Annotated in this window: 24 protein-coding genes; 2 read left to right on the top strand and 22 right to left on the bottom strand. The window is 45.4% G+C overall.

Going from position 1 to position 25591, the window contains the following annotated elements; genetic code table 11:
• Positions 1-109: 109 nt before the first annotated feature.
• The 9 genes from H171_RS21760 to H171_RS21720 form a co-directional block, all read right to left on the bottom strand.
• Positions 110-1738 carry an ABC transporter substrate-binding protein gene (locus tag H171_RS21760; protein WP_100306994.1) on the bottom strand — a complete coding sequence of 543 codons (1629 nt, stop codon included), beginning with the start codon at positions 1736-1738 and terminating at the stop codon, positions 110-112.
• A gap of 154 nt (positions 1739-1892) precedes the next feature.
• Positions 1893-2585, bottom strand: a complete 693-nt coding sequence (locus H171_RS21755; protein WP_100306993.1) for an MgtC/SapB family protein — start codon at positions 2583-2585, stop codon at positions 1893-1895.
• 175 nt (positions 2586-2760) lie between these two features.
• Positions 2761-3537 carry a 5-deoxy-glucuronate isomerase gene (locus tag H171_RS21750; protein WP_100306992.1) on the bottom strand — a complete coding sequence of 259 codons (777 nt, stop codon included), beginning with the start codon at positions 3535-3537 and terminating at the stop codon, positions 2761-2763.
• 140 nt (positions 3538-3677) lie between these two features.
• Entirely contained in the window at positions 3678-4691 is a 1014-nt protein-coding gene (gene iolG / locus H171_RS21745; RefSeq protein WP_100306991.1) for an inositol 2-dehydrogenase, read from the bottom strand.
• Positions 4692-4720: 29 nt separating this feature from the next.
• Complete coding sequence (gene iolE / locus H171_RS21740) at positions 4721-5620, bottom strand: myo-inosose-2 dehydratase (RefSeq protein ID WP_100306990.1); 900 nt, start codon at positions 5618-5620, stop codon at positions 4721-4723.
• Positions 5621-5674: 54 nt separating this feature from the next.
• On the bottom strand, positions 5675-7606 hold the full coding sequence (gene iolD, locus H171_RS21735; RefSeq protein WP_100306989.1) for a 3D-(3,5/4)-trihydroxycyclohexane-1,2-dione acylhydrolase (decyclizing): 1932 nt from the start codon (positions 7604-7606) through the stop codon (positions 5675-5677).
• 21 nt (positions 7607-7627) lie between these two features.
• On the bottom strand, positions 7628-8662 hold the full coding sequence (iolC, locus tag H171_RS21730) for a 5-dehydro-2-deoxygluconokinase (protein ID WP_100307620.1): 1035 nt from the start codon (positions 8660-8662) through the stop codon (positions 7628-7630).
• A gap of 120 nt (positions 8663-8782) precedes the next feature.
• Positions 8783-10306: a CoA-acylating methylmalonate-semialdehyde dehydrogenase gene (locus H171_RS21725; RefSeq protein WP_330404273.1), complete on the bottom strand. Its 1524-nt coding sequence runs from the start codon at positions 10304-10306 to the stop codon at positions 8783-8785.
• A gap of 58 nt (positions 10307-10364) precedes the next feature.
• The gene (locus H171_RS21720; RefSeq protein WP_100306988.1) at positions 10365-11213 is read right to left on the bottom strand and encodes a class II fructose-bisphosphate aldolase; all 849 of its coding nucleotides are present in this window, start codon (positions 11211-11213) and stop codon (positions 10365-10367) included.
• A 357-nt stretch (positions 11214-11570) separates the two neighbouring features.
• On the opposite strand from H171_RS21720, the gene H171_RS21715 reads away from it, so the two are divergent.
• Positions 11571-12347: a DeoR/GlpR family DNA-binding transcription regulator gene (locus H171_RS21715; RefSeq protein ID WP_100306987.1), complete on the top strand. Its 777-nt coding sequence runs from the start codon at positions 11571-11573 to the stop codon at positions 12345-12347.
• Positions 12348-12474: 127 nt separating this feature from the next.
• Here H171_RS21715 and H171_RS21710 read toward each other — a convergent pair whose 3' ends face one another.
• The 7 genes from H171_RS21710 to H171_RS21685 all read right to left on the bottom strand — a co-directional run bounded on the left by H171_RS21710 (position 12475) and on the right by H171_RS21685 (position 18663).
• Positions 12475-13557 (bottom strand): iron-containing alcohol dehydrogenase family protein, encoded by a 1083-nt coding sequence (locus H171_RS21710; protein ID WP_100306986.1) that lies wholly within the window; start codon positions 13555-13557, stop codon positions 12475-12477.
• Positions 13554-13715, bottom strand: coding sequence for a hypothetical protein (locus tag H171_RS24245; RefSeq protein WP_157803205.1), 162 nt, complete (start codon positions 13713-13715; stop codon positions 13554-13556). The genes H171_RS21710 and H171_RS24245 overlap by 4 nt, the downstream gene beginning before the upstream one ends.
• 12 nt (positions 13716-13727) lie before the next feature.
• Positions 13728-14501: an SDR family oxidoreductase gene (locus H171_RS21705; RefSeq protein ID WP_100306985.1), complete on the bottom strand. Its 774-nt coding sequence runs from the start codon at positions 14499-14501 to the stop codon at positions 13728-13730.
• Positions 14502-14655: 154 nt separating this feature from the next.
• A complete protein-coding gene (locus H171_RS21700; RefSeq protein WP_166433642.1) occupies positions 14656-15345 on the bottom strand; it encodes a FadR/GntR family transcriptional regulator in 690 nt (229 codons plus the stop codon).
• A gap of 112 nt (positions 15346-15457) precedes the next feature.
• Positions 15458-16306, bottom strand: coding sequence for a sugar phosphate isomerase/epimerase family protein (locus tag H171_RS21695; protein ID WP_100306983.1), 849 nt, complete (start codon positions 16304-16306; stop codon positions 15458-15460).
• A 179-nt stretch (positions 16307-16485) separates the two neighbouring features.
• Positions 16486-17640: a Gfo/Idh/MocA family protein gene (locus tag H171_RS21690; RefSeq protein WP_100306982.1), complete on the bottom strand. Its 1155-nt coding sequence runs from the start codon at positions 17638-17640 to the stop codon at positions 16486-16488.
• Between the two features lie 3 nt (positions 17641-17643).
• A complete protein-coding gene (locus H171_RS21685; protein ID WP_100306981.1) occupies positions 17644-18663 on the bottom strand; it encodes a Gfo/Idh/MocA family protein in 1020 nt (339 codons plus the stop codon).
• A 122-nt stretch (positions 18664-18785) separates the two neighbouring features.
• On the opposite strand from H171_RS21685, the gene H171_RS21680 reads away from it, so the two are divergent.
• Positions 18786-19631, top strand: coding sequence for an AraC family transcriptional regulator (locus tag H171_RS21680; RefSeq protein ID WP_100306980.1), 846 nt, complete (start codon positions 18786-18788; stop codon positions 19629-19631).
• A 2-nt stretch (positions 19632-19633) separates the two neighbouring features.
• Here the strand turns inward: H171_RS21680 and H171_RS21675 are convergent, their stop codons facing one another.
• From H171_RS21675 to H171_RS21650, 6 genes are all read right to left on the bottom strand, one after another.
• A complete protein-coding gene (locus H171_RS21675) occupies positions 19634-20392 on the bottom strand; it encodes a DUF6062 family protein (RefSeq protein ID WP_100306979.1) in 759 nt (252 codons plus the stop codon).
• A gap of 2 nt (positions 20393-20394) precedes the next feature.
• Entirely contained in the window at positions 20395-21084 is a 690-nt protein-coding gene (locus H171_RS21670) for a response regulator transcription factor (protein ID WP_025230235.1), read from the bottom strand.
• Positions 21081-22595: a sensor histidine kinase gene (locus H171_RS21665; RefSeq protein WP_186802675.1), complete on the bottom strand. Its 1515-nt coding sequence runs from the start codon at positions 22593-22595 to the stop codon at positions 21081-21083. Before H171_RS21665 ends, H171_RS21670 begins: the two co-directional genes overlap by 4 nt.
• A 257-nt stretch (positions 22596-22852) precedes the next feature.
• Entirely contained in the window at positions 22853-24127 is a 1275-nt protein-coding gene (locus tag H171_RS21660) for a zinc-binding dehydrogenase (protein ID WP_100306977.1), read from the bottom strand.
• 29 nt (positions 24128-24156) lie between these two features.
• On the bottom strand, positions 24157-25092 hold the full coding sequence (gene pfkB, locus H171_RS21655) for a 1-phosphofructokinase (RefSeq protein ID WP_100306976.1): 936 nt from the start codon (positions 25090-25092) through the stop codon (positions 24157-24159).
• The gene (locus tag H171_RS21650; protein ID WP_100306975.1) at positions 25089-25559 is read right to left on the bottom strand and encodes a PTS sugar transporter subunit IIA; all 471 of its coding nucleotides are present in this window, start codon (positions 25557-25559) and stop codon (positions 25089-25091) included. The genes pfkB and H171_RS21650 overlap by 4 nt, the downstream gene beginning before the upstream one ends.
• Between the last annotated feature and the right edge of the window lie 32 nt (positions 25560-25591).

Here is a 25591-nt window from a genome sequence, read left to right as displayed (position 1 = left end):
TATATAGAAAGAGGTGTCTGCCGCAGGATTCCAGCAGCAGAACACCCTTTCCTCTTCACAGCTGATCCACGACGCACCATTTCTGCTGCTTACGCATCTGCTGACATCATTACTTCATCTGTAGTTTGGAAGTATCCTCAAAGGTATAAACAGGAACCAGCTTTGACTCTTCAATTCCTGATACGTTTTTGGATACTACAAGAAGGCGTTTATTGGAATACAGAGGATAGAAGCAAGCGGTATCCTGCAGTTTCTGCTGGATCGTTGTATAGATTTCTTTACGCTTTGCATCGTCTGTTTCCTTTCGGCCCTGGGCAAAAAGGTCATTCATCTCAGGATAGTCGTAATGCATATAATTGTATGGGGCACCTGATTCAAATAAGCTTGAGAACGTATCCGGGTCAATGCCCATGATATATCCGCCAAAATACATATCATAAGGATTATCCGCCTGCTTCATCTGCTGGCTGAGGGCCGTTGAATCAACGCCGGTTAAGTTCACCTTAATTCCTGCCTTCTGAAGCTGTTCCTGTATCATGATGGCAGAAGTGGACTGGAGGCTGTCGGAAGCGTTATAGGCAAGTGTCAATTCCGGATTTGTTACACCGGAAGCTGCAAGAAGCTCTTTGGATTTATCCAGATTCTGCTCGTATTTCTCCACATCCTCCGTAAAATACTGGCTGTTGGGAGGCATGAAGCTCCATGGCAGGTCATAATACTGGGGATCTAAAAGTGCTGCGTCTGCAATGGCCTTTTTATCCAGGGCATAGAAGATCGCTTTCCTCAAGTTTTCATCCTTTATACGGTTTGCATTTATCATCATATATCCCACACGGCCTTCCTGGTATGGGTAAACCGTCAGATTGGCTGCATCCAGGTTCATCTGTGCCACCTGCGCAGGAGTACCGATCCAGGCGTTTACTTCCCCGCTCTGAATGGCTGTCATGGCTGTATTTTCATTTTCAATGATCCGGTATACAAAATTATCAATAGAAGGAGCACCTAAGAAGTAATTCTCATTCTTTGTGAATTTCACATAGGAGCCTGGGGAATATTCTGCCATTACATAAGGTCCTGTACCGACCGGCTTGGTGTTTACGTCATTGTTTTCAAAGTTCTCCACGTTTTCATAGATATGCTTTGGCATAATGAATATCTGGGAAAACATTTCCACTGCAGCGGAGTTAACAAAAGGCATGGTGAGGGAAACCGTATAGTCATCGAGCTTTTCGATTTTAACTGCTCCTTCAGGGAATACCAACTGAGAATATGCCCAGCCTGCGTTTTTCTCATCTGCCATGGCTTCAAAGGTAAAGACAACGTCATCAGCAGTGAATTTCTCTCCATCAGACCATTTTACATCATCACGAAGGTGCATGGTATAAGTCAGTTTGTCATCAGAGGTGTCTATGCTCTTTGCCAGGAAATAATTGATTCCATCTGCATTGTACATATATAACGGGGAATAGATCATTTTAATAGTCATAAGGCCGAAACGGTCGCTGGTTGTAATTACATTTACATTAGCGCCCGGATCCCCTGCAATTGCATAAGTAAATGTGTTTTCCCCTCCTGCAGCCGTTTCTCCGGCTCCGTCATTAGATCCGCCTGCTGAACTGGCATTCGCAGCTGTGGTGGTTTCTGCTACCGGGTCCTTTCCTCCGCAGGCAGTAAGACCTCCCAGCACCATGACAGATGCTAACAGGAATGCTGCACTCTTCATAGAAAATCTTTTCATACATTTCTCCTTTCAGTTTTCCAATAATTATACCTGATACCTGATTATCAGTCGGAAAAGTCAGATTCATTATAAACATATTTCCGGAACTTTTGCAACTGTTTTTAAATTATTTCCTACTTTTTCTATATGCTTTAAGGTGATTAAAATTTAATTACCCACTGATAGAATTGATCCTCTTATCTTTTGACCATTTGATGATCAGGTCATTTTTCCCATATCCTGCAGGATAAAGGAGGTCAAGCTCCACCTTGGTATAATCCTTAGATTTACTCACTTTAATGTTTAAAACCTTGATTTTTTCTTCATTTAGATAATGAAGCAGCTCTATCATAACGATGTCGTATTGGTTCGTAGTTATTTTTAAGACACCTTGGAATGGCTCCCTGGACAAAAAAGGGACATCATGAAGGAGGATCTGGGTAAAAATAAGAAAAAGGCCTGCTCCGCATCCCATAAAGTAGTCTCCTGCACCGATTGCCATCCCCACTCCAGCAGTTGCCCAGATGCCTGCCGCAGTGGTTAAACCACTGACGGAATGATTCTTGACAAAGATGACGCCTGCTCCAAGAAAACCGACTCCTGATACGATCTGGGAGGCGATCCTGGAAGCATCAAAGTTGGGGACATCCCGGAACCCGTACTTGGAAACCACCATCATTAAAGCGGCTCCCATGGCCACAATGGCATGGGTTCTCATCCCTGCTCCTTTGTATCGATTCGTTCTCTCATATCCGATTAAATATCCTAAAAACCCTGCTACAACAATTCTAAAAAACAAACCCGTCTGGTAGATAAGGTCATACCTTTCCACAAGGTTTCCCAGCACTTTCCAAACCTGGCTCATGATTACTCCTCTTTTCTGATATCAATTATCCATCAATATCTTATAAAGTATGCTGCCAGAGTATATCATGTTTGCAAAAAGTCCTGCTGGGAATCTGTTTGTCCCGATCTACAGGAAACGACAAAAGCGCGGTATTTTATCCGGAATAAAACACCACGCTTTCTAGCCGATCAATTTATTTTAATTCTTTGATCCAGTTGTATCTGGGATCATCTACCCGTGTTGTCCATGGGTTATCCGGAAGGTGCCGGATCATCCAACAATAGTACATAGGAAACCCAGGGGCAGTTACCTGGGGATGGGTCCTGCCGCCGGGTATGGCAGCACAGCTTCCATCCTTGATTTTAAAGACATCCTCTCCGATAAAGCAGGCGCCGAAACCTTCCGGCCGTTCAAACCGGTAATAGTAAACCTCAGGCTGAGGATGTTCATGAGGGGTGTAGCTGGACCAGCCTCCCTGATGATTGATCACTTCCCCGTTAACCATATTGGAATAGGGGGCATTGTTGTAATCGAAGATGGTGCGGACAGTCCGTTTCATCTTATCATCCAAAAGACCTTCCCCAAAAATATCATTGGTACAGTTCTCCGGCTTATAGAATACACTGTCAAACTCCCGGTCATTTCCGGTACACTGAACCAGAACCTGACTGTCTTCTTTTGCCGCCACGCTTACCATTACGCCCTTTGAAACGTGAAGACAATAGGGCCCTTCTTCCGTCAGGCTGCTCCGTTTTCCCCACTCTTTCCTGTCTTCCCAGGAAAACAGGATTTCCCCGGTAAGGAGAAGGACCGCCATCTCATCTGACTGACTGGAGAAAGACCGCTCTTCTCCTGCCTTCATCTCATAAACGGCTATGTCCATTAACATATCATTTTCCCTATCCCCTGCTTTGGTGAGGAGCTTTACTCCCTTGGGATCAAATTCCGGGTAACTGAATAATTCGCTCATGACAGCTCCTTTCAACCTTCGCGCCGATGAGCAAGCTCATCTTCGCTCTCTTGCGCTCATTATCCTAGGAACCTTCGGTTCCTGGGCGGCATTCAACCTTCGCGCCGATGAGCAAGCTCATCTTCGCTCTCTTGCGCTCATTACATCATGATTTCTGAAATTTTTATGGGTCTGTGCTCCTGTACGGACTTTTTGGCAGCAATGCCCATTAATACAGGTTTTAACCCATCCTCAACGCCAAGAGGAGTATCGGTATCATTCTCAATGGCTTCTATAAAGCAGTTCACTTCCTTTGCAAAGGACTGCATATAGCGCTCTAAGAAGAAGTAAAGGGGTTTTTCTCCGGTAACGCCGTCGGCAGTGCTTAATACTGCACTGGATTCAGTATCATTGGAGGTTGCCACCATTCCCTTGGAGCCGAATACCTCTGCTCTCTGGTCATAGCCGTAAGCGGCTTTTCTGGAATTATCAATTACTGCCAGGCTTCCGTTCTCCATCTTTAAGGTAATGACTGCGGTATCCACATCCCCAGCTTCCCCGATGGCCGGGTCTACAAGCACTGCGGACTGAACGTAAATCTCCTCCGCATCACAGCCTGCCAAATAACGTACCATATCAAAATCATGAATGGTCATGTCTAAGAACATGCCGCCGGATACTGCCGCATACTCTGCGCTGGGCGGCTCTGGATCCCTGGATGTCACTTTGATGATGTGAGGCTCTCCGATCTTTCCGGCTGCAACCGCATTTCTAACTGCCTCAAAGTTGTGGTCAAAACGGCGGTTAAAGCCTACCTGATATTTTATCTTACTGCCCTTTAAGGCTTCAATCACTTCCTTGATCTTATCAATGTCGTGGTCAATGGGTTTTTCGCAGAATACATGCTTTCCTGCTTTAATGGCCTCAACAGAAATAGGAGAATGGGTGTTGGTAGAAGAGCAGATCAACACGGCGTCGATCTCCGGATCTGCTAAAATCTCCTTGTAATCCTTGGTGGTATTAGGAACTCCCATGCTTTTTGCCCATTTGTCTGTTTCCTCATTCATGAATGGATCGGCTATGGTCTTGATCTTTCCGTTCTTTACAAGATTACAGATGCTGGTTGTATGTACCTTTCCGATTCTTCCTGCTCCGATAATTCCTACAGTTACCATAATTTTCTTCTCCTTCTTTTTTCTTATTCTTAAAGACCGGTTTTTTCAGAAATAAATTTTCTTGCGCGAATAGCATATTCCAGAGGATTTGCCTTTGCAGGATCCTGCTCTGCTTCCACTACCATGTAACCCTCATAGGAAGCATCTTCCAGCACCTTGAAAATGGGATCAAAATTCACGCAGCCGTCTCCTGGAATGGTGAATGCTCCTGCCCTTACCCCTGCCAGGAAACTCATGTTTTCCTCTCTTACCTTTTTTACAATCTCAGGACGGATATCCTTTAAATGTACGTGTTTGATGCGTCCCACATATTTCTCCACCATGGCAACCGGGTCCTCACCACAATAAGCAAAATGGCCGCTGTCAAACAAAAGGCTTACATATTCAGGATCCGTGTTCGCCATCATGCGTTCTACCTCTGCCGCACTCTGAACAACGGTACCCATATGATGATGGAAGGTTAAAGCCACCCCGTATTTTTCTTTGGAAAGCTTTCCAAGACGGTTTAAGCCTTCGCAAAGCAGCCCCCATTCCCTGTCATCCATCTCATGCTTTCCTTCAAATACCGGCTGGTCTAAAATTCCCTGTGTGCTGTAGCTCTGCTCAGAAACGCCTACAACCTTGGCTCCCATTGCCGCCAAAAATGCCACATGCTTTTCAAATCCTTCTTCCGTCTCCTCATAAGGCCTGCTGATTAAAAAGGTGGAAAACCATGCGTTGCAGATCTCTACGCCCCGAAGATCCAAAGCCTTTTTTAAAACTTCCACATCTCTTGGATATTTGTTGCCCACCTCGGAACCGGTAAAGCCTGCCAGAGCCATTTCGCTGACACACTGTTCGAAGGTATTTTCTTTCCCTAAATCAGGCAAATCATCATTGGTCCATGCAATCGGTGCAATTCCTAACTTTACTTTCTCCTTGTTTAACATATTTGTATCCCTTCCCTGTCATATAATTTTTTATTCCGCCGGCATTGCAGCAGATTAATACTTTCTGGCTTCATTTCTTCCTTCCATGACCCTATCCCACGCCTCTCTCACGCTGCGCTTTTCCGAGGTTGTGGCAATTCCTACGTTCCACCAGGATTCATAACCATCCGACATGGTTTTGGGGATCACCTTTAAATCAAACAGGCAGGCCCTTTCCTGTTTTTTTGCATCTTCCAGAGCCTCTTCCAGTTCCTTGGTGGTTCTGCAGGTATAAGCGTTCAGACCATACCCCTCCCCGATTTTGGCATAATCAACCGGGATTAAATCCCCTGAGGGCTTCTTCCCATCCGTATAGCGGAATTCCGTGGCAAGACTTCCGATCCCATGGTTCATTTCCAGATTATTGATGCAGCCAAAGCCGCAGTTATCAAATATCAGTATATTGACCTTCTGCCGTTCCTGCATAATGGTCATAATTTCACTATGTAGCATCTGGAAGCTGGCATCGCCTACAACACAGTAAACTTCCGTTTCCGGCTCTGCAAATTTAACTCCCAGTGTGGCTGCCACTTCATATCCCATACAGGAGTACCCGTACTCCGCATGGTAACCGCCCCGCTTGTCAGTCGTCCACATGCGCTGCATACAGCTAGGAAGGGAGCCCCCTGCCGTAATGATGGTAGCATCTTCATCGATGATTCTTCTGATTGCTGCAAGTGCAGCTGTTTGGGTGAGCCTTCCATCGGTTAACTTAACAAACTCCGGAATGGTTCTGGGATCCCGCGCTTTTATGTTGGGTTCAAAATCCTCTCCAGTGTATTCAATGCTGCCCAAACGCACCATCTCTTCATCCCATTTTCTTTTTGCATCGGTGATCTCGTCTTTATACTGAGATACATACTGTTTTTCCCTCAGCTTTTCTGCCAGTGCCTGAACGGTTACCTTCGCATCTCCCACTGCTTTAACCGCATCCATTTTGTACGCATGGAATCTGCTGTTATTGATGGTAATAAACTGGACATCTTCCCTTTTAAACAGCCACTTTGAGCTTGTTGTAAAATCACTTAGCCTGCTTCCGATGGCGATCACCACATCCGCATCCTTTGCAATCACATTGGAAGCATAGGTACCGGTAACTCCGATTCCGCCAAGACAGTAAGGATGGCTTGATTTGCAGGCACTCTTCCCTCCCTGGGTTTCTCCAAAAGGTATGTTAAATTCTTCACAGAACTTTTCTACGGTTTCTCCCGCCCCGGAGTAGCGGACTCCTCCACCTACGATTACAAACGGCTTCTTTGCTTCTGCAAGGATGTCTGCAATCTCATCCAGTTCCTCTTCTACCGCAAGAGGTCTGGTGATCCTGTGTACCCGTTTCTTAAAAAAGTAATCCGGATAATCATAGGATTCTCCTTCCACATCCTGACAAATGGAAATGCAGCATGCCCCGGTTTCTGCCGGATCTGTCAGCACACGCATGGCATTGATCAAAGCGCTCATGATCATCTCCGGTCTAGTGATTCTGTCCCAGTATTTGCATACTGGTTTGAACGCATCATTGGTTGTGGTCGCAAGGCTGCTGCTTTGTTCCAGCTGCTGCAATACCGGATCAGGCTGTCTGGAGGCAAAGGTATCGGCTGGAAATACCAGCAGAGGAATGTTATTTACCGTTGCGGTTGCGCAGGCGGTTACCATATTGGCAGCACCCGGTCCCACGGATGAGGCGCACGGAATGATTTTCTTCCGGTTGCTCTGCTTTGAAAAGGCAATGGCCGTATGGCACATCCCCTGCTCATTTCTTCCCTGAAGAACCTTAAGCTGTCCAGGGTCCGCATCCAGAGCCTCTCCTAAGCCAACTGCGATTCCATGACCGAAAATAGTAAAAACACCTTCAACGAACTTTGTTTCCACTCCATCAACAGAAACATACTGGTTATCCAGGAACTTCACAAGTGCCTGTGCTGTTGTCATTCTGATTGTTTTTGACATGTTCCGCTCTCCTTTACATTTTTATACACGGGCAATCATTTCACCAAACTTTTCCTTTTCTTCTTTAATAAATGCATGTACCTCCTCCGGAGTCGGCAGAGAATCCGAGCAGTTATTGCTCTTTACCATCATGGAGGCCTCTGCAGAGCCAAATTCCAGGCAGTCTATGATGTCCCAGCCCTGATACAGTCCATAAAGGAACCCTGAACCGTATCCGTCTCCGCCGCCAAATCCCTTTCTGGCTTCCACCGGGAACGGTTTGATGGAAAATGACTGTCCGTCATAAGTATAAGCCGTAGACCCTTTCATTCCATGCTTGATGACCACGATCCTTGCACGATAACCCTGCCATAGAGCTGCACTTTCTTTGTCTGTCATGCCTGGTTTTATCAGTTTCTCCGTTAAGTCAAATTCTTCTCTTGAGCCCATAATAATGTCAGCTTCTTTGGCAACTGCAGAGTAGTATATGGATATCTCATCTGCATTTTTCCAGTTATAGGCTCTGTAATCGATATCAAAGATAATTCTGACATCGTTTCTCTTCGCCAGCATGACTGCCTTAAGGGCTGCTTCTCTTGACGGGCTTTGTGCAAGCGCCGTACCTGATATCAAAATTGCTTTTGCCTTTTTAATATACGTTTCATCTATATCTTCTACGTCCAGCTGTAAGTCAGCAATGCAGTTCCGGTACATCAGGATATTACTTTCACTGGAAGAGAGCATTTCTGTAAAAGTCAGTCCCAGCTTTTCACCATTTTTGCATTTTGTAATATGAGAGGTATCGATCCCCTGTTCGTTAAAATAATCCACTACAAATTCACCGAACTGGTCATCTGAAACTTTCCCGATAAATCCTGCTTTCATGCCATGTCTGGTCACACCTACGGCGATGTTAGCCGGAGAACCGCCCACGAACTTTTCAAACATGTGCACTTTCTTTAATGGCTTGAATTCTTCTTTCACATACTCATTGTAAGCCGGATTAAAATCAATTGCTACCCTTCCAAGAAGAATTAAGTCCATTTCTCTGGTTTCATCAAATCTTACATATTCCATCGTTACATCTCTCCCATCCCGTTTTGCATGATCAGCAGCCATTTCATGGAACGAAAAAACACACTGCAAGGTCTTAATCCGCCTTGCAGGGCGTTTTTATCTATCATTGGCCGGCATTTTTTAGATTGTACCATCCCAGGTATTTACGTTTGTGGATTCTCCGGTTTCTTCGTCGAACCACCTGCTGGTAACAACTTTATTTTCTGTGAAGAAGCGGAATCCATCCTTGCCTAAGCAGTGCAGATCTCCGATGAATGACAGCTTTTTGCCGTTGAAAGGAAACATTCCTACCGGAACAGGAATTCCCACATTGATGCCGATCATACCACCGTCGGTGTGTCTTGCAAACTCTCTGGCATAGTGACCATTCTGCGTAAAGATAACAGAACCATTTGCATATGGATTGGCATTCATGATCTCTAATCCCTCTTCAAAAGTCTTCACCCTCTTGATGCACAGCACCGGTCCGAAGATTTCTTTTTCCCCTATACTCATGCCTGGAGCCACATGGTCGAATATGGTCGGCCCTATGTAAAAGCCATTTTCATAGCCTTCGACTACAATGTCCCGTCCATCCAGTACAAGCTCTGCGCCTTCTTCTATTCCTGTTTCAATCCACTTCAAGATGGAATCTTTATGAGCCTGATTTACCACCGGGCCGAGTTTTGTACTCTTATCATACGCCGGACCTACTTTTAGAGTCTTGGCCTGAGCGATTATTTCCGCCACAAGGGCATCAGCAATTCCCTCCTGCGCTACCACAACAGGGAGAGCCATACATCTTTCTCCTGCACAACCGAATGAGGAATTAATGATTCCAGCCGCTACCCTCTTGACCGGAGCATCATTTAAAACCAAGGCATGGTTCTTTGCTTCGCAGAGAGCCTGAACTCTCTTGCCCGTAGCTGCAGCAGTCGAATAGATATGCATACCTACGGATGTAGAACCTACAAAGCTGATCCCTTTGATGTCGGGATGAGTGAGAAGAATCTCTGCTTCGTTTCTGGAGCAAGTGACAATATTAATAACGCCGTCCGGTAGTCCTGCTTCTTTATACAGTTCTGCTATACGCATACAGGACTGAGGGGTAAAGGAAGCGGCTTTCAGTACGATGGTGTTGCCGCAGGCGATACACATAGGGGTCATCCAGCCCATCGGTATCATTGCAGGGAAATTAAATGGGATGATACCGGCAAATACCCCAAGAGGCATACGGTACAGAACCGTATCAAATCCGCTGGAAGCGTCCATCAGGCTGTCTCCCATCATCAGTGACGGAGCACTTATGGCCTGTTCAGTACCTTCTTTGGCTTTCAGTACATCACCCTGAGCCTCTTCCCAACTTTTACCGTTTTCTTTTGCCACCAGCATTGTCAGTTCATCCATATGCTCTATGAGCAGATCCCTGAGCTTATAAAGTACCTGAACTCTCTTTATTACAGGGGTAGATGACCATGACGGAAACGCCGCTTTGGCTGCCTCTACGGCTTCCTCTACTTCTGCTTTGATACAGCATGGTACCTTAGCAATTACTTCGCCGGTACTGGGATCGTAAGCATCAGAATACTTCTCTGTCTTTGATTCCTTCCACTGACCATTTACAAGAAACTTTAATTTTTTAACTTCTCCCATTTTTATATCCATTCCTTTCTCTTCGCTTAATGGCTGCTTTAAGCGGTTTGTTTTCATGTTTCATACTGATTTATATAAGCGGCTCCACACAGTTAAAGATCCGGATATGCTGCTTTACATTCTCATACACTCCCCGGACCATCGCTTCATTCAGTCCGAAATAATCATGCTTTCCTTCCGAATACAAATACTTTGCAGCTTCATTTGTAAGACTGTCAAAGCTGGCCGTCGCAATGTTGATCTTCCGGATTCCCAGGCCTATGGCTTTCCGGAAATCCTCTGGAGTAATACCGGTCCCGCCGTGAAGAACCAAAGGAACATTGGTCTTCTGATCAATGGCTTCCAATACATCAAAAGCCAGTCTGGGAGCTACCGGATAATTGCCGTGAGCATTACCGATTGCTACTGCAAGTGCATCCACTCCGGTTCTCTCGCAAAAAATTCTGGCATCCTCAGGATTGGTGCATCGGATTCCCTCATCCGTACTCCCATCCTCACTTCCGCCAACCAGGCCAAGCTCTGCTTCCACGGTGGCTCCATATCCCCTGGCGAGATTGACTGCCTCTAAGGTCTTTGCCATATTCTCTTCAAAGGGAAAGTTGGAACCATCCATCATCACAGAGGTGAACCCATAATCCAAAGCCTGTCTTAACACTTGAATGGTCTTGCCGTGATCCAGATGAACTGCGATATCGACCTTTGCATTCTTCGCTGCCTCCACCATCATGGGCCCCATCAGAGTCAGCGGGGAATGAGGAAGACGCACTTCCGCGATCTGTAAGATAATGGAGGTATTCATATCTTCAGCTGCCTTTACAGCTCCCTTCACCATCTCAAGGTTTCCCACACTGAAGGCTCCAACCGCCCTGTTTTTTTCTGAGGCCTGATTCAGCAATTCCTTCATTTTTACTAATCCCATACTTCTTCTCCTTTACCCGGGCTTCCATCCCACTGACTGTGGAAAATCTTTGCCGCATCATCCCTAATCATCTCTTTTCTGGCTTAGTAGAAGGAAATCACACTTCTTGTCCCACCACCATTTCATCAATGATAAAAAGAGTTTTCCTCTCCCTTCCCCTTTATGGTTATGTTTTGATTTCATTTATGTAATGTTATGGTCATATTTTAGCACTTATTTCGATGTCAGTCAAGACATTCCTCTTTAATTTTATAAATTGTGGTTAAGTGTTGGTTACTTCTTGATATTTTTTTGCACATCTGCTATAATCTTACTATAACAGTATGTCAGAGAGACAGCTGAGCAAGGAGTACACCTATGAGAATTTCCCGAATCGACCAATTGGAGCAATATATACTGGAGCACAGAACGGCTTCCATTGATGCCCTGTGTGAAGAATTTAAAATTTCAAAAAATACCCTTCGCCGGGACTTAGAGATCCTTGTCGCCCGCGGCACGGTAGAAAAAGTCTACGGCGGCGTCATTGCATGCGAAAATGCGTCCCCTATCCCGAATCTGGTCACCTTCCATGAGCGTGCCGGAAGAAATGCCGGGAGCAAGCAAAGGATCGCTGCACTGGCCGCTTCCTTTGTGCGGGAGAGGGATATCATATTTATTGACAGCGGGACCACCACCATGAGCATTGTGGATCATCTGGCCCATTTAAGTACGGTCACTGTCATTACCAACAGCCTCCAGGTCATCAATAAATCCATGAATTATCTCAACATCAATTTAATCGTCCTGCCCGGATCTCTAAAAAGGGATACTGCTTCATTAGTGGGCAGCTCCTGCGTGGAATACTTGGAGGATTATAACATTGTCCGGGCATTTATGGCCTGCACCGCAATTTCCCTTCAGGCCGGGGTCTGCAACGCCTCCACAGAGGAATACATCATTAAGAAAACGGCGTTAAAAAAGAGCCAGAAGCATTATCTTCTGGCAGATTCCTCAAAGTTTGGGCGTACCTCTCTTATGACCTTCGGAGAGATCGGCCAGTTTGACTGTATATTGACGGAACAGATGCCTGATGATGAATTCAGTTCTTACTGCAAAGATCAGGACTGTGCCATCCAAATCGCTCCCGAATCGTAGATGAAAGCTTTATCTATTCTGTATGGAGAGAATCTTCCAAACTATTATGTCAAAATGATAACCGGCTGAAAAAGACACAGGTATCTGCTAATGTTATTTGGCATATCCTGTGTCTATTATAAGTGGTTTAACCTTTATAATCTTCCAGCTCCAAAATTGCGTTGTATATCATTTCTTTCGTAACCGGATAAGGTGTATGGGTCAGTTCCTGATTTGCCAGCGTTGCCTCCAATACATCCTCAAACGAATCGCTGCGGTTCAGCTCCAGATCCGCCAGACAGACCGGAAGACCGATGGAACGATTCAGTTCATAAGCCTTCTTAAACTTATCCCAGTTCTGATCAAGAATCAGATTTACCAGAGTACCATAGGATACAACCTCACCATGCAGATGATTCTTTTCGATATTCTTACGCTTTGTCAGCCCATAAAATAACGCATGTGCGACCCCGCCGTTATAATCCGGTTGAACCGATACCGAAGTGACACCAGGAGCTACTACGACATTTAAAATCGTATTTACCAATGCCTCGCTTACCTTTCCTGCTTTCGCATCTTCCAGTGCCTTCTTTCCTTCCCGAACCATCGGAAAAAAACACATATTACCGGCTGTGATGCCAAACTCGCTGCCAAAGTCCAGATGTTCGCCTGACTTGGCGGACCACTCGGATTCCACATTTTTCGCCATCGCATCACCAATCCCTGCCCAGAGAAATTTTGTCGGTGCCGCCAATATGATACGCGGATGGATAAAACAATGAGACGGCACGGATTTCAGTTTTACGATCTCACGAAAGGAACCATCCTTATGATACATAATACTGATTTTTGTTACCGGGGAACAGTTTGATGCGATGGTTGGAACCGTAAACACAGCCTTTCCCATTCTATCCCCAATTACCTTACCCGTATCAATGCATTTTCCCCCTCCTACGGCAAGAATCATATGGATTTCCTGACTGTCAAGTATTGCAAGGATTCGTTCCACATTTTCAATGGTCGCGTCCTTGCCGTAAAGCACTTCTGCCGTTACGGTGAGTCCTGCTGCCTGCAATGCAGGTAAAACATAAGATTTCGATGCATTCCATGCCTTTTTACCATAAACCACTGCCACTCTGGTTCCGTATTTTCTCATCTCATCACCAAATGCTGAAAACGCATCCTCGCCAACCGTAAACTGCGGCAAATAAATCGATGTTCGTCTATTCATGATTGCTGTCCATCCCTTTCCAACCATTTAATCTGGTTAAATTCCGCCATGGCCGAATCTGCATTCCCCTGTGAAATCACCTCATGCAGTCCCCTGTCTTTTGCAGAAATATATCTCCAGCCTTCCATTCGTTCTATTGTAATCTTACCAGTTATCATATGAAAGCCTCCCTACCGGACCAGATATCCGCCGTCTACTGGAATGACTGCGCCATTCAAATAATCGGAGGCTGCTGATGCCAGAAAAATGCATGGTCCTTTCATATCTTCCGGTGTCCCCCATACATGTGCCGGGATACGGTCCGTTATCTCCTTGTATCTTGGATTATCCGGTTCTGTCAGTAAAGCGTTCATTTCCGTATCCATGTAACCAGGTGCCAGTGCATTGACATTGATACCCGCAGCTGCCCACTCATTGCACAGAGCTTTTGTAAGCTGTGACACGCCTCCTTTAGATGCCGCATATGCAGGCACGGTATAGCCGCCGAAAAAGGACAGCATAGAAGCAATGTTGATAATTTTTCCTTTGCTCTTCTGTTTTAAGAACTGCTGCCCGGCAAGCTTGCAAAGCTTGAACACAGCATTCAAATTGATATTGATTACAAAATTCCAATCCTCAATGGGAAAGTCTTCTGACTTATGACGCTTCTGTACACCTGCTCCATTGACCAGAATATCCAGATGTCCACCCATGCCACTTATTGCAGCATGGAAGCCGTTCCACAGGTCCTCATCATCTCCCAGATCTGCAATCACGCCGTGGCAAATGTAACCTCTGTCACAAAACTCTCTCGCTGCCTCCAGAGTCTTTGGGCTGATATCAATGATGCAGACTTCTGCTCCTGCTTCCAAAAGGCCTTCTGCCATTCCATGACATAATCCCTGTGCCGCACCTGTTACGATTGCCTTTTTTCCGGTTAAATTTGTGAAATTTTTAATTTCCATACCTTTCTTCTCCTTTTTATATTTAAAATCAATCTTATAATGGCAATTTCATTTTCCTCCAATATCTTTAATTATGTTTAATGTTGTTAGTCGTCTGACAAGTATCTTTTATCTTATGCCCCGGCTTGTCATGCCGGGGCTAACATACAATGAACTATGATTCAGTTTCTGAGTCAAGCGCATCTTTCATGGAAGTCTGCAAATGCTCTTCCATCAGCAGTCCTGCCTTTTTCCCATCCCGATTCTTAAGGGCTTCCAGAATCATCGTATGATAATAGATGCCGTTTTTATATCCAACCAGCTCATTCAGCTGTTGATGGTACTCTCTCGTGTTTGTAAGCACTTCACACAAACCGTGCTTAAGCAGCAGATTACCAGAGGCTTCTGAAATCTCCTGATGAAACATCATATCGCTGCGAACAAACTCATCCGAATCTCCAACACTTTGTTTCATCTCATCCAGATAAGCTTCCAGCCGCTTTAACCCCTCCTGAGAGATATGCTCCGCTGCCAACTGGGCCGTCCCCTTCTCTACGATCATTCGATACTGAAGAGACTGGACAATATCTTCCATGCTGTAGTAATGATCTTTTCTGCCGGTTTTCCGGAAGACGGACATATCATTTGAAATAAGATATGTTCCTTTTCCATGATGGCTCTCCATCAGTCCCAATGCAATGAACTGCTGAATCGCCGTACGGATACTTGCCCGAGATACAGAAAGCTCCTCAGTAAGAACATGCTCCGACGGAATCATCTCACCGGCTCTCCAGATGCCGTTCTCAATGTTGGATTTCATATATTCAATAATCTGAGCTGTTACATTCGATTTTTGAATTTTCATAAGCATTAATCTCCTTGAGATGCATTATAACAGCTTGTCAGACAAATTACAAGTGGCATTTTCTTCTCTTACTCTTGCATTCATAACCAGTTGGCAGTAATATGAGATATTGTTAAATTAATTTCAGTATTTTCTTAAGTGACTCATAGGCCATGGTGAAGGCCTCTTCTCCGCTTAATTTTTTCTTTTCAGCTGCATTCTGCTCCAAAGCGCTGAATCCAGCAAAATCGCTTAAATGAGGTTCCAGGGATAAAAATCCCTTATATCCACAGTTTTTCAGCATCTTTAAGATTTCTTCCACATGTCCGTCTCCCATGCCTGCCGGAACCACACTGGCATCCGACCACAGGGCATCCTTTACATGGATGTAAGCGATATAGGGCTTTAACATTTCATAGGCTGCCAGAGTATCCTGTTTGCACTGAACAAAATTTGCAAAGTCAAAGACTGCCTTAAAATGATCCCCATAGAATTCCTTCATGATTTCCAGACACCGGTCTGCAACATCTCCGTAAATATCCTTTTCATTCTCATGAAGAAGTACGGCCTGGCTGGCCTTTGCGTAATCTGCAAACTGTCCCAGCTGATCCATGACCTTTCCCCTGTAAGGAGCATAGTTTTCATTCTCAGGCATGAAAAAGCTGAACATACGGATGTATGGAACATCCATTAAATGGGCGATTTCCACCGTATGCTTGTAAAGCTCCAAATGAGGGGCAAAATCATCGGTGATTTTTATTTTTCCAATGGGTGAACCAACGGAAGATAAACGGATGCCCGCCTCATCAAGCTGCTTTTTGATTTCCTTCGCTTCATTGATTGAATACTCAACGAGGCCCTTGCCGTTAACCCCCCGCATCTCCACATGATGAATATCCAGCTTCTTTAATACTTCTATCTGCTTTCCTAAGTCCATATCGATTTCATCTGCAAAACCAGATAATAGAATTCCATCCCACATAATCATTTCTCCTTTTTTCATTTCCTAATTACTGCCCATGTTCTTTGGGCATAAAGGGATACCCGAAGGGTGTTTCCTAATTACTGCCCATGTTCTTTGGGCATAAAGGGATACCCGAAGGGTGTTTCCTATTTGCTTCCCATGCTTTTTGGTATAAAGGGATACCCGAAGGGTGTTTCTTAATAGCTTCCTTCTGTATTAAATACAACACCGGTTCCTTCTTTTTTCGTTGATTCTCTACGGCGTTTATTAAGCTCTTCTAAGAACAAATCTTCATCAAAGGGGATCTCCACTTCTCTCTTTAACCAGCTGGATAAATGCATGGCATTTGATAAAGTCAGACCGTTAATTCCTTCCACGCCATCTGCAACAAGGGGCGTTCCGTTAAGGATCCTGCCTGCAAATGCCTTTAAAACTCCGACATGCTGTTCATTCTCCCCATCCGTTTCAACCTCTGTCACCGTGCATTCCGGCGTATCAAATCCACCCTTTGCCGTTTTGCAGAAGGTTCGCTCGTTTTCAGACAGCTTATGAAGCATAAGCTTTTCATTTTCGCAGACCAGCTTTCCCATTTCCAAGGTGATCTCAAACCGGTTTGTTCCCGGTGCATCTGCGGTCGTGGTGACAAAAACTCCCGTAGCCCCATTTGGATATTCCAAATAAGCCGTTACATCATCTTCCACTTCAATATCATGCCATTTCCCGTTGTGGCAGAATGCCTGTACCTTGCTTGGCATTCCACAGATCCACTGGATTAAATCCATGTTGTGAGGGCATTGATTTAAGAGTACGCCGCCGCCTTCTCCATCCCAGGTAGCTCTCCAGCTTCCAGAGTCATAATAGGACTGGGTGCGGTACCAGTCCGTTACGATCCAGTTAACCCTCTTGATGGCTCCCAGTTCCCCACCGGCTACAAGTTCATGCATTTTCCGGTAAATGCAGTTGGTCCTCTGGTTGAACATCATTCCAAAGACCCGATCGCATTTCTCAGCTGTCTCATTCATTTCCCGTACCTGTTTGGTGTAAACTCCCGCAGGCTTTTCACACATTACATGCAGCCCGTGGTTCATGGCTTCAATGGTCAGTTCGGGGTGTTGGTAATGAGGCACTGCAATTAAGACTCCGTCGCATACACCTGCTGTGATTAAATCCGTTCCTTCTTCAAAGATAACAACCGACTCCGGTAAATGCTCCTTTGCCCAGGCCCTTCTGCCTTCCTGGCGGTCCGCTACCGCAGTCACTTCCATCTCCGGGACCTTCCCTTCAAGAATATTCTTTAAGTGGCCGCTTCCCATGTTTCCAATTCCGATAATACCAAGTCTTACCTTATCCATGTCCTATCTCCCCTCATTTCTTGCAGAATCATAAATATCCATCATGGTGTAAAATGTATTCTGAACCGAGGCAAGGTCATTGAAATAGGCCTTCCCGGTTTCTAAACAATCATAAAAATCCCTGATGCAGGCTTCGTGCCCGCTGCCCCAATAAGTCTTTCCCAGCAGAGAAGATTTTTTCGCCTGCCATACCACCGGTTCCTCCTGCCTTTTCATCTGATACCAGACTGAGTTTCCTTCCAGACGGAGAAACCCCTTTTCACAGGCAAGCTCTAAGAAAACCGGTGCATCCATGGCGTAAGCCGTAGTGGCATAAAAGCTGGCGCTTACCGGATCCGTTCCTTCCGTAAAAGTCATATAGGCTTCCAGGGTATCCTCCACCTCCACAATTCCTTTCAGATGGTGATTGCTCATGGACGCTTCTGTTCTCACTGGCTTTCCAAGCCAGGAAAGAAGCAGATCCAGGGCATGAATGGACTGGTTGATCAACGCACCTCCGCCCTCTGTCTCAAGCTTTCCCCTCCAGCCGCTCTCTGTGTAATAGCGTGCATCCCTGTGCCAGGTAACAAAGGCCCTTCCGCCTTTTATCTTCCCGAGTGTTCCCTGGGCCAAAAGTTCATTAACCTTTTTAGTTGTTTCATTATACCGGTTCTGGAAACAGATGCCTATCCTGCCCTCACTCTGGCCGGAAGCCTCCAAAAGCTCATCGAATTGCTCTCTGCTTATGGCAGGCGGCTTTTCCATAAATACATGAAGCCCTTTTTTTAAGGCCATTACTGCCATAGGCACATGGCAGTAATGGGGAGTGCAGATATGGACCACGTCAAGCGCTTCCTTCTCAAGCATATCCTCCATGGAATCATAAGCCTTCGCCTTTCCATCCGTAAAACGGGCCGAATATTCCTCCGCCCGCTCCAGTCGGATATCTGTCAGAGCGCAGAGCTTAACCTGTTTTATTTCATTCAGTACCATGGTGTGAACTCCACCGATGTTTCCGCAGCCGATTATCCCAACCCGAACCATGACTACCTCCTCTTTTCTTTTTCCTCATTCTATGATAGATTTATTATATACTGTTCTTGACGCAATTTGTTTGCGTAGATTGACTAGAAGCATGCATAAATTGTCTATTTCAGGAGGAAACCATGAAAAAGGAGAGCCTTTACCATTACAGTCAATTTACCGAGCCTTTCAGCTGTGATTTTACCACCAGCCAGATTGCCGGAAATGTGGATTTTCACATGCACAACAGCCATGAAATCTATCTGCTCATGGACGGCCATATCCAGTATTTTGTGGAAAATGCATGCTATGATATGAACCCGGGAAATTTAATCCTGTTTTCCAACCGGGAGATCCACAAGGCCATCAACACCACAAGCGAAGCCTTCACCCGCCTGGTCATTCATGTAAACCCCGCCTTTATCCGCCCTTACTGTACCCCTGACACCAACCTGTTAGAATGTTTCCACCGGGAACCTGCCATCGGCAACCTGGTCCTGCTTTCAAAAGAGGAATACGAGAGCCTGGTTTCCATGGCCCAGTGTCTTCATGAAGCAAAAAAAAATCGCTGCTCCTACGGCAGCGACTTAACAGCAATGACAACATTGCTCCAGATTCTTATTCTTATTAACAGGGCCTGGCAAAAGACGAGCCCCGGAGGAACAGCACCTAAACCCCATAGGGCCCAGGCAATCATGAGTTACGTTGATAAAAACTTAACAACACCCATGACCCTGGATTCTATCTCCCAGGCTCTTTCCCTTGATAAATATTATATCAGCCACTTATTTAAATCTGAAACAGAAAGCAGCATATTCCAGTATATCGTGGTGAAACGGGTGGCTCTTGCAAAGGAGCTGCTTTCCCATGGACATACGGTTTTAGAAGCCTGCCATTTATCAGGCTTTCACGATTATTCCAACTTCATCCGCACCTTCCGCCAGACAACAGGCTATACACCCGGACAGTTTAAGCGGCTTAGCCGGTAAGCTTACCGCTGCTTATAGGCAGGATCTGCCGGGTATCCGCCCCGCAGCTTCTGCATCCCCCGCTGAACGGCGTCCTTTGACTGCTTCCAATCTGCATCCTTGTTTAAATAATCAAATTTCTCAATGAACCAGTCGACATCGCCGGATATCCGCTCCATATTTTGTTCCATGATCTGAAAAATGACAGGATAAAATTCCTTCCGCTCCTTGTCGCTTAAATATTTATCCGCTCCGCTGCACAGATCTGCGAAGTGGTGGAGGCAGAATCCCTTGCTTTTTTCAAGCTTTTCCCGAAAAACAAAATCCTTTTTATACAGGTGGAAAAAGGTTGCCACATACCGCTCATAGCTTTCAGAAAACCGGTCGCAGATATAGCAGGTCTTTTCCTTCCCCTCGATCCAGGCACTGATGGAATTGCCATTTCCTGTCTTTCCTGTAAGGCGGTCCTTTAAGGAGGTTTTTCCGGGAGAAAACTCCTTAAATTCTTCCTTCATTTCCTTTATCAGTTTCTTATAATAGGTTTTTAAGATCCAGCCATTACCCAGGGCGTTTCCGTAATCAAACATTTTCTTTTGATGGATCCGGCAAAAGCCTGACCGGTCCGTGGCCTCTCTCGTATCGCTTTCCATATAGGAAGCGCAGGAACCTAATACAAAATCCATAAGCTCCTGTTCTGCTTTTCTCTCAAGAAAGCAGAATAGGCACTCGTCATCTGCATCCATGGCATCATTTAACGGTATCTCGTATAATTTTTCCTTCATTTTTATACCTTAAACCGGTAACCGACTCCCCAGATCGTCTCGATGTACTGAGGCTTAGCCGTATTGAATTCGATTTTTTCCCTGATCTTTTTGATATGGACGGTAACTGTAGCGATATCACCGATGGATTCCATATCCCATATTTTATTAAATAACTCTTCTTTCGTAAATACATGGTTTGGATTCTGGGCAAGGAAGGTTAGTAAGTCAAATTCCTTTGTGGTAAAATTCTTTTCCTCTCCATTGATCCATACCCGTCTGGCTGTCTTATCGACTTTAAGACCTCGGATCTCAACGATTTCATTGTCCGGTACACCGCTTCCGATCAGCCTTTCATAACGGGCCAGATGGGCTTTTACACGGGCAACCATCTCGCTTGGGCTAAAAGGTTTTGTGATGTAATCATCGGCTCCCAGCCCTAAGCCCCGGATCTTATCAATGTCCTCTTTTTTAGCGGAAACCATGATGATCGGGGTGTTTTTTACTTCCCTGACCTTCCTGCATATTTCAAAACCATCCACTCCCGGCAGCATCAGATCCAGGATCAACAGATCAAAGTCCTCATGAAGGGCCTTATGAAGTCCTGCTTCTCCGTTATTCTCAATCTCAACCTCAAATCCGCTCAGCTCAAGATAATCTTTCTCCAGCTCTGCAATGCTTTCTTCATCTTCTACTATCAGAATTCTGCTCATTCCTGTATGACCTCCTGGTATTTTCTCAAAACAAAATGTATCTCTGTTCCAATGCCTTCCTTACTGGTAGCCCAGATCCGGCCTCCATGATCCTCAATAATCTTTTTAACAATGGACAGACCGATTCCGCTCCCGCCCTGAGAGGAATTCCTGGAGGAATCCGTGCGGTAAAACCGGTCAAAAATACTGGGCAGATCCTTTGCCGGAATCCCTTTTCCGTTGTCCTCAATTTCCACCTGGATAAAGTCTCCCACATCCTTAATCCGGATGTTGATGATCCCGCTCCTCTTATCCATATATTTTACAGAATTGCTGACAATATTATTAATGACCCGGCGCAGCTGCTCTGCGTCTGCGATGACCATCACATCCTCATCCACATAATTAAAATATCCCAGCTCAATGCTGCGGTCTTCCATCTCAAGTCCCACTTCATCGACGCAGTCTCTGAAATAGCCGGCCACGTTAATCTTGGAAAAGGTATAAGGGATTTTATTTGTGTCAATTTTTGAATAAAAGGTCAATTCATCAATCAGCTTATCCATGTCATTGGCCTTGTTGTAGATGGTTCGGATATAACGGTCCAGTTTTTCCGGAGAGGAAGCAACTCCATCCATGATTCCCTCCACATAACCCTTAATGGCAGTTATGGGAGTCTTTAGATCATGGGAAATATTGCTGATCAGCTCCTTGTTTTCCTTATCATACTCCACCTTTTCTTCTGCGGACTCCTTAAGGCGGATCCTCATCTCTTCAAAATCCTGGCAAAGCTGTCCGATCTCATCATCATTCTCCACCTCAAGGGAGAAATCCAGATTTCCATCCCGTATATTCTTGGTGGCTGTTTGAAGCCGCCCCAGAGGACTTACCACAGACCGGTATACCCACATCATAAGGATCGCATCAGTAAACACGATGATCATTATGATGGCCGTCAGCATCTCCGCCATCATGACCTTGATCTCAGGAAGAAGACCATTCACATTGGAAACAATGAATACGCTCCCCTTGTTCCCATCAGGATACATAAAATCCATCTGCTTTACCAGATGCTGTGTCTCCCCATCCAGATATATGGCACCATCAACGTTACTGTCTATTTCCTCATATTTAGGAAGCTGGTCATATAGGCCCTGGGTGATATGGCTGTTTCCGTCAAAAATCAGGGAATCTCCCTTTCGGACGATCATATAGGCATACTTTGTTGCCAGGTTCTCATTAATCTTTTCCAAAAAATCCGAATCCTGAAACTGCCCTGGATCACTTTGTAAGATCTGGCCGATTTCCCTTTGTTCCGACCGGGTCAGGCGGTTAAATAACTGCAGGGAATTGCTTGACAGAAGATCGATCTGCTCCGTTAAATCATAGGCTTTGCGGAACGCCTTCATCTGGTAATTGCCAAGCCCTGCCACCACCGCAAAGATCAGGATCAGGGGAATCACTGTTATAATCAAAAATGCTACAACAAGACGGGTTCTCAATCTTAATTTCACTATTCTCGTCTCTCCCATGCTCTGAAACTTTATTTATAACGAAAAATTAATATTTCTTAGGGTATTATAACACACATGGACAAGAGAATTTATAAAACAATTCTAAAATTTACGGCATTATTGCATAATTCCCGAAATTTACCAGGAAACAAAGACATCCGGGCGATTAACCATGGGAAATATCCTGTCATTTCCGCACAGCTGATTAAAAATGCTGTATCCTTCCTATAAATGGCAGAATACAGCATACATAAATTTTTTTCTTTATTTATATTTTACAATTCCTTTTGATCTATTCCAAAATGATCAAATAGTATCTTTTCTGCTTCCCCATTCCACAATCCCTTGTGCGCCTTACAGGAATCGTTCAGTTTCTTAAACAGTGGATCGGTGCTGCCCAGCTCTTCAAAGTCTTCAATGGCTGTCAAAGGCATATCAAATTGTGTGTAGGCAAGCTTCTTTCCGCCAGGAATGGAAGGCAGATTTTTCGTTGCTTCTGCAATGCTGTCAATCCCACCCACATGAGTGACCATAACTGCCGCTTCTATGGCTCCTTCTGCCGAGAGCTTATTGGCCTCGATCAGATCATCCGTATTACCGCCGGTGGTTCCCATGATATGAGTACTTGTATAGTGGCAATTATAAAGATTGATCTCCGCCTTAAACTGGCTGTCTGATGGACCGGCAAAGAAGTTCATACAACCGTCGAAGGCCAGAAGCTTATCTCCCATCTCTGCAACCTCTTTCACTGGAACATATACAAACACATCATCGTAGCCCTGGCCGCCTGTAATAGCCAATAAATCAGAAATGGGATCCTCCATCTTATCGGTATTTACATAAAGCAGTTCGATCCCTCTCTCCTTTGCGGATTCTTCTGAAATCACTTCCCTGGCCCGGGCGATCCGCTCATCGCTGATATCCGTAACGACTATCCTCTTCGGCTTATTTTCAAATTGAAGGCCATAGCTGACCGCTCCCAGCCCCATAGGTCCGCAGCCTCCCATGATCAGGATGCTTCCATCCACTTTTGTCCCCATGGCATGATCATAATTCCGTTTGTTGGTATGATAGTTGGCATGAAATCCGCCTATGATACAGCTCATTGGTTCCCCCAGAGATGCCTCAAAAAAACTATCTCCCGTGTAGTCCAGCAGGCACCCCAGTTCCATAACTTCATTTGGCATGATGCAGTATGTGCAGGCGCCTCCGCAGAATTCATAAGAATATCCCGGCGAATCCAGTTTTCCCATGTAATTTAAAGCAGGCTGCAGTGAAAATTTTTGTCCCGGCCGAAACTGATCCTGCCACTTCTTTCCCACTTCTACAATCAGCCCTGAGCACTCATGGCCAACGATCACCGGATTGGTATCTATATTCTGAGGAGCCCTTTTATGCTTTTTCCCCTGTTTTACCAGTTTATAAGTGGACATGCAGATGCTGTCACTCATGACTTTAACAAGAATCTCATTTTCAGCAATCTGCGGAAGTTCAAACTCTTCTAACCTTAAATCATCTGTGCCATACATTCTTACCGCTTTTGTTTTCATATTTCTATCCTCCAACCTTATTTATCAATTTACTTCCGGATTTCCAGTAATTCTGCCTGCTGCATCAGTTCATCTACCAGACGGCGCTGAGGCGGCTTGGTTCCTATACTGGTAACCGCACCTGCCGAAGCTCCCATGCATAATCTGATGCATATTTCAAGGGGAAGCTTCTCATTCCAGGCGTAAGCCATGGCCCCTACCAGTGCATCTCCGGCTCCCACGGTAGAATGGGCTTTCACGCGAAGCCCGGGGCACCGGTACCGTTTATCCCCAGTTAAAAATAAAGCTCCCATCTGGCCAAGGGAAATCGCAACCATACCGGTTCCATGGTCCAGCAGCTTTTCTCCCATGGAAACCAGCTCCTGTTCCGATGCACGGTAATCCATCTGGTAATAACGCTCCAGCTCTGAACGGTTAGGCTTCAGCATATCCGGTGCTGCCTTCAATGACTCGGCAAACAGCGGGCCGTCTGCATCCAGCAAGACCTTTGCCCCTTTCCGGTGAACCTCTTCCGTGATCCTCCGGTATATATCCGTTGGTATACCTGCCGGTATGCTTCCAGCCAGTACAAACAACGTATCAGGGGCTGCATAACCATTCAGCCTTTTCAGAAGATCCTCCAACTGCTCTTTTGACACTTCAGGCCCGGGTTCATTTAGCTCTGTTACTTCTCCATTTTCCTCCACCACCTTCAGATTCGTTCTCGTCTCCCCTTTTACTTCCACGAAATCTGTCTGAATGCCCTGGTCTGCCAGCACATGTTTAATGATGGTGCCGCTGGTTCCTCCTAAAAACCCCATGGCAATGCTTTCTCCGCCCAATTCCTTAATGGTCTTGGAAACATTGATGCCCTTGCCACCGGCATCTGACTCCACACGTTTTATTCTGTTTAAATCTCCCCGTTCAAACCGGTCAATATCTACGGTTTTATCAATGGCCGGATTCATCGTGACTGTAACGATCATTGCGGACACCTCTTTCCTGTAAACATGGTAAGGATTTCTTCTGCACTGCATCTGGTGATCCGTTCCACATCGGCCGGATCAGCCAGGCAGTCTGCGATGATTGAGAGTATTTCCAAATGCTCCTCTCCTGCCCCTGCAATCCCTATGACCAGTTTTACCATTTCTCCTCCCCAGTCTGTTCCCTCAGGGAATACCATAACTGCAATGCCGGAGCGCTTAACCGATTTTTTAGCTGCCTCTACGCCATGGGGAAGTGCAATTCCATTGCCGATATTTGTGGAAAACGTCAGTTCACGCTGAAGCATGGCTTCTATGTAGGATTCTTCTACACAGCCGCACTGATAAAGCAGCTGCCCTACCTCCCTTATTACCGCCTCCTTTTCCCCGGGTCTGCAATTCAAACGGATATTCCCAAGTTCCAGAAGCTCTGCACTCTTCTCTACATTTTTTTTCCCGTAGCCAAACACGTTTCATGCCCTCCTGTGTTAACTTTCTAACT

The sequence above is a fragment of the [Clostridium] celerecrescens 18A genome, from assembly GCF_002797975.1.
Classification (GTDB): domain Bacteria; phylum Bacillota; class Clostridia; order Lachnospirales; family Lachnospiraceae; genus Lacrimispora; species Lacrimispora celerecrescens.
This window is presented reverse-complemented; position numbering and strand designations above follow the sequence as displayed.

What these genes read in the sequence shown, in the direction of transcription:
- H171_RS21760 (WP_100306994.1), bottom strand. Translation starts at nt 1,738, where the DNA reads ATGAAAAGATTTTCTATGAAGAGTGCAGCATTCCTGTTAGCATCTGTC.
- H171_RS21755 (WP_100306993.1), bottom strand. Translation starts at nt 2,585, where the DNA reads ATGAGCCAGGTTTGGAAAGTGCTGGGAAACCTTGTGGAAAGGTATGAC.
- H171_RS21750 (WP_100306992.1), bottom strand. Translation starts at nt 3,537, where the DNA reads ATGAGCGAATTATTCAGTTACCCGGAATTTGATCCCAAGGGAGTAAAG.
- iolG (WP_100306991.1), bottom strand. Translation starts at nt 4,691, where the DNA reads ATGGTAACTGTAGGAATTATCGGAGCAGGAAGAATCGGAAAGGTACAT.
- iolE (WP_100306990.1), bottom strand. Translation starts at nt 5,620, where the DNA reads ATGTTAAACAAGGAGAAAGTAAAGTTAGGAATTGCACCGATTGCATGG.
- iolD (WP_100306989.1), bottom strand. Translation starts at nt 7,606, where the DNA reads ATGTCAAAAACAATCAGAATGACAACAGCACAGGCACTTGTGAAGTTC.
- iolC (WP_100307620.1), bottom strand. Translation starts at nt 8,662, where the DNA reads ATGGAATATGTAAGATTTGATGAAACCAGAGAAATGGACTTAATTCTT.
- H171_RS21725 (WP_330404273.1), bottom strand. Translation starts at nt 10,306, where the DNA reads ATGGATATAAAAATGGGAGAAGTTAAAAAATTAAAGTTTCTTGTAAAT.
- H171_RS21720 (WP_100306988.1), bottom strand. Translation starts at nt 11,213, where the DNA reads ATGGGATTAGTAAAAATGAAGGAATTGCTGAATCAGGCCTCAGAAAAA.
- H171_RS21715 (WP_100306987.1), top strand. Translation starts at nt 11,571, where the DNA reads ATGAGAATTTCCCGAATCGACCAATTGGAGCAATATATACTGGAGCAC.
- H171_RS21710 (WP_100306986.1), bottom strand. Translation starts at nt 13,557, where the DNA reads ATGAATAGACGAACATCGATTTATTTGCCGCAGTTTACGGTTGGCGAG.
- H171_RS24245 (WP_157803205.1), bottom strand. Translation starts at nt 13,715, where the DNA reads ATGATAACTGGTAAGATTACAATAGAACGAATGGAAGGCTGGAGATAT.
- H171_RS21705 (WP_100306985.1), bottom strand. Translation starts at nt 14,501, where the DNA reads ATGGAAATTAAAAATTTCACAAATTTAACCGGAAAAAAGGCAATCGTA.
- H171_RS21700 (WP_166433642.1), bottom strand. Translation starts at nt 15,345, where the DNA reads ATGAAAATTCAAAAATCGAATGTAACAGCTCAGATTATTGAATATATG.
- H171_RS21695 (WP_100306983.1), bottom strand. Translation starts at nt 16,306, where the DNA reads ATGTGGGATGGAATTCTATTATCTGGTTTTGCAGATGAAATCGATATG.
- H171_RS21690 (WP_100306982.1), bottom strand. Translation starts at nt 17,640, where the DNA reads ATGGATAAGGTAAGACTTGGTATTATCGGAATTGGAAACATGGGAAGC.
- H171_RS21685 (WP_100306981.1), bottom strand. Translation starts at nt 18,663, where the DNA reads ATGGTTCGGGTTGGGATAATCGGCTGCGGAAACATCGGTGGAGTTCAC.
- H171_RS21680 (WP_100306980.1), top strand. Translation starts at nt 18,786, where the DNA reads ATGAAAAAGGAGAGCCTTTACCATTACAGTCAATTTACCGAGCCTTTC.
- H171_RS21675 (WP_100306979.1), bottom strand. Translation starts at nt 20,392, where the DNA reads ATGAAGGAAAAATTATACGAGATACCGTTAAATGATGCCATGGATGCA.
- H171_RS21670 (WP_025230235.1), bottom strand. Translation starts at nt 21,084, where the DNA reads ATGAGCAGAATTCTGATAGTAGAAGATGAAGAAAGCATTGCAGAGCTG.
- H171_RS21665 (WP_186802675.1), bottom strand. Translation starts at nt 22,595, where the DNA reads ATGGGAGAGACGAGAATAGTGAAATTAAGATTGAGAACCCGTCTTGTT.
- H171_RS21660 (WP_100306977.1), bottom strand. Translation starts at nt 24,127, where the DNA reads ATGAAAACAAAAGCGGTAAGAATGTATGGCACAGATGATTTAAGGTTA.
- pfkB (WP_100306976.1), bottom strand. Translation starts at nt 25,092, where the DNA reads ATGATCGTTACAGTCACGATGAATCCGGCCATTGATAAAACCGTAGAT.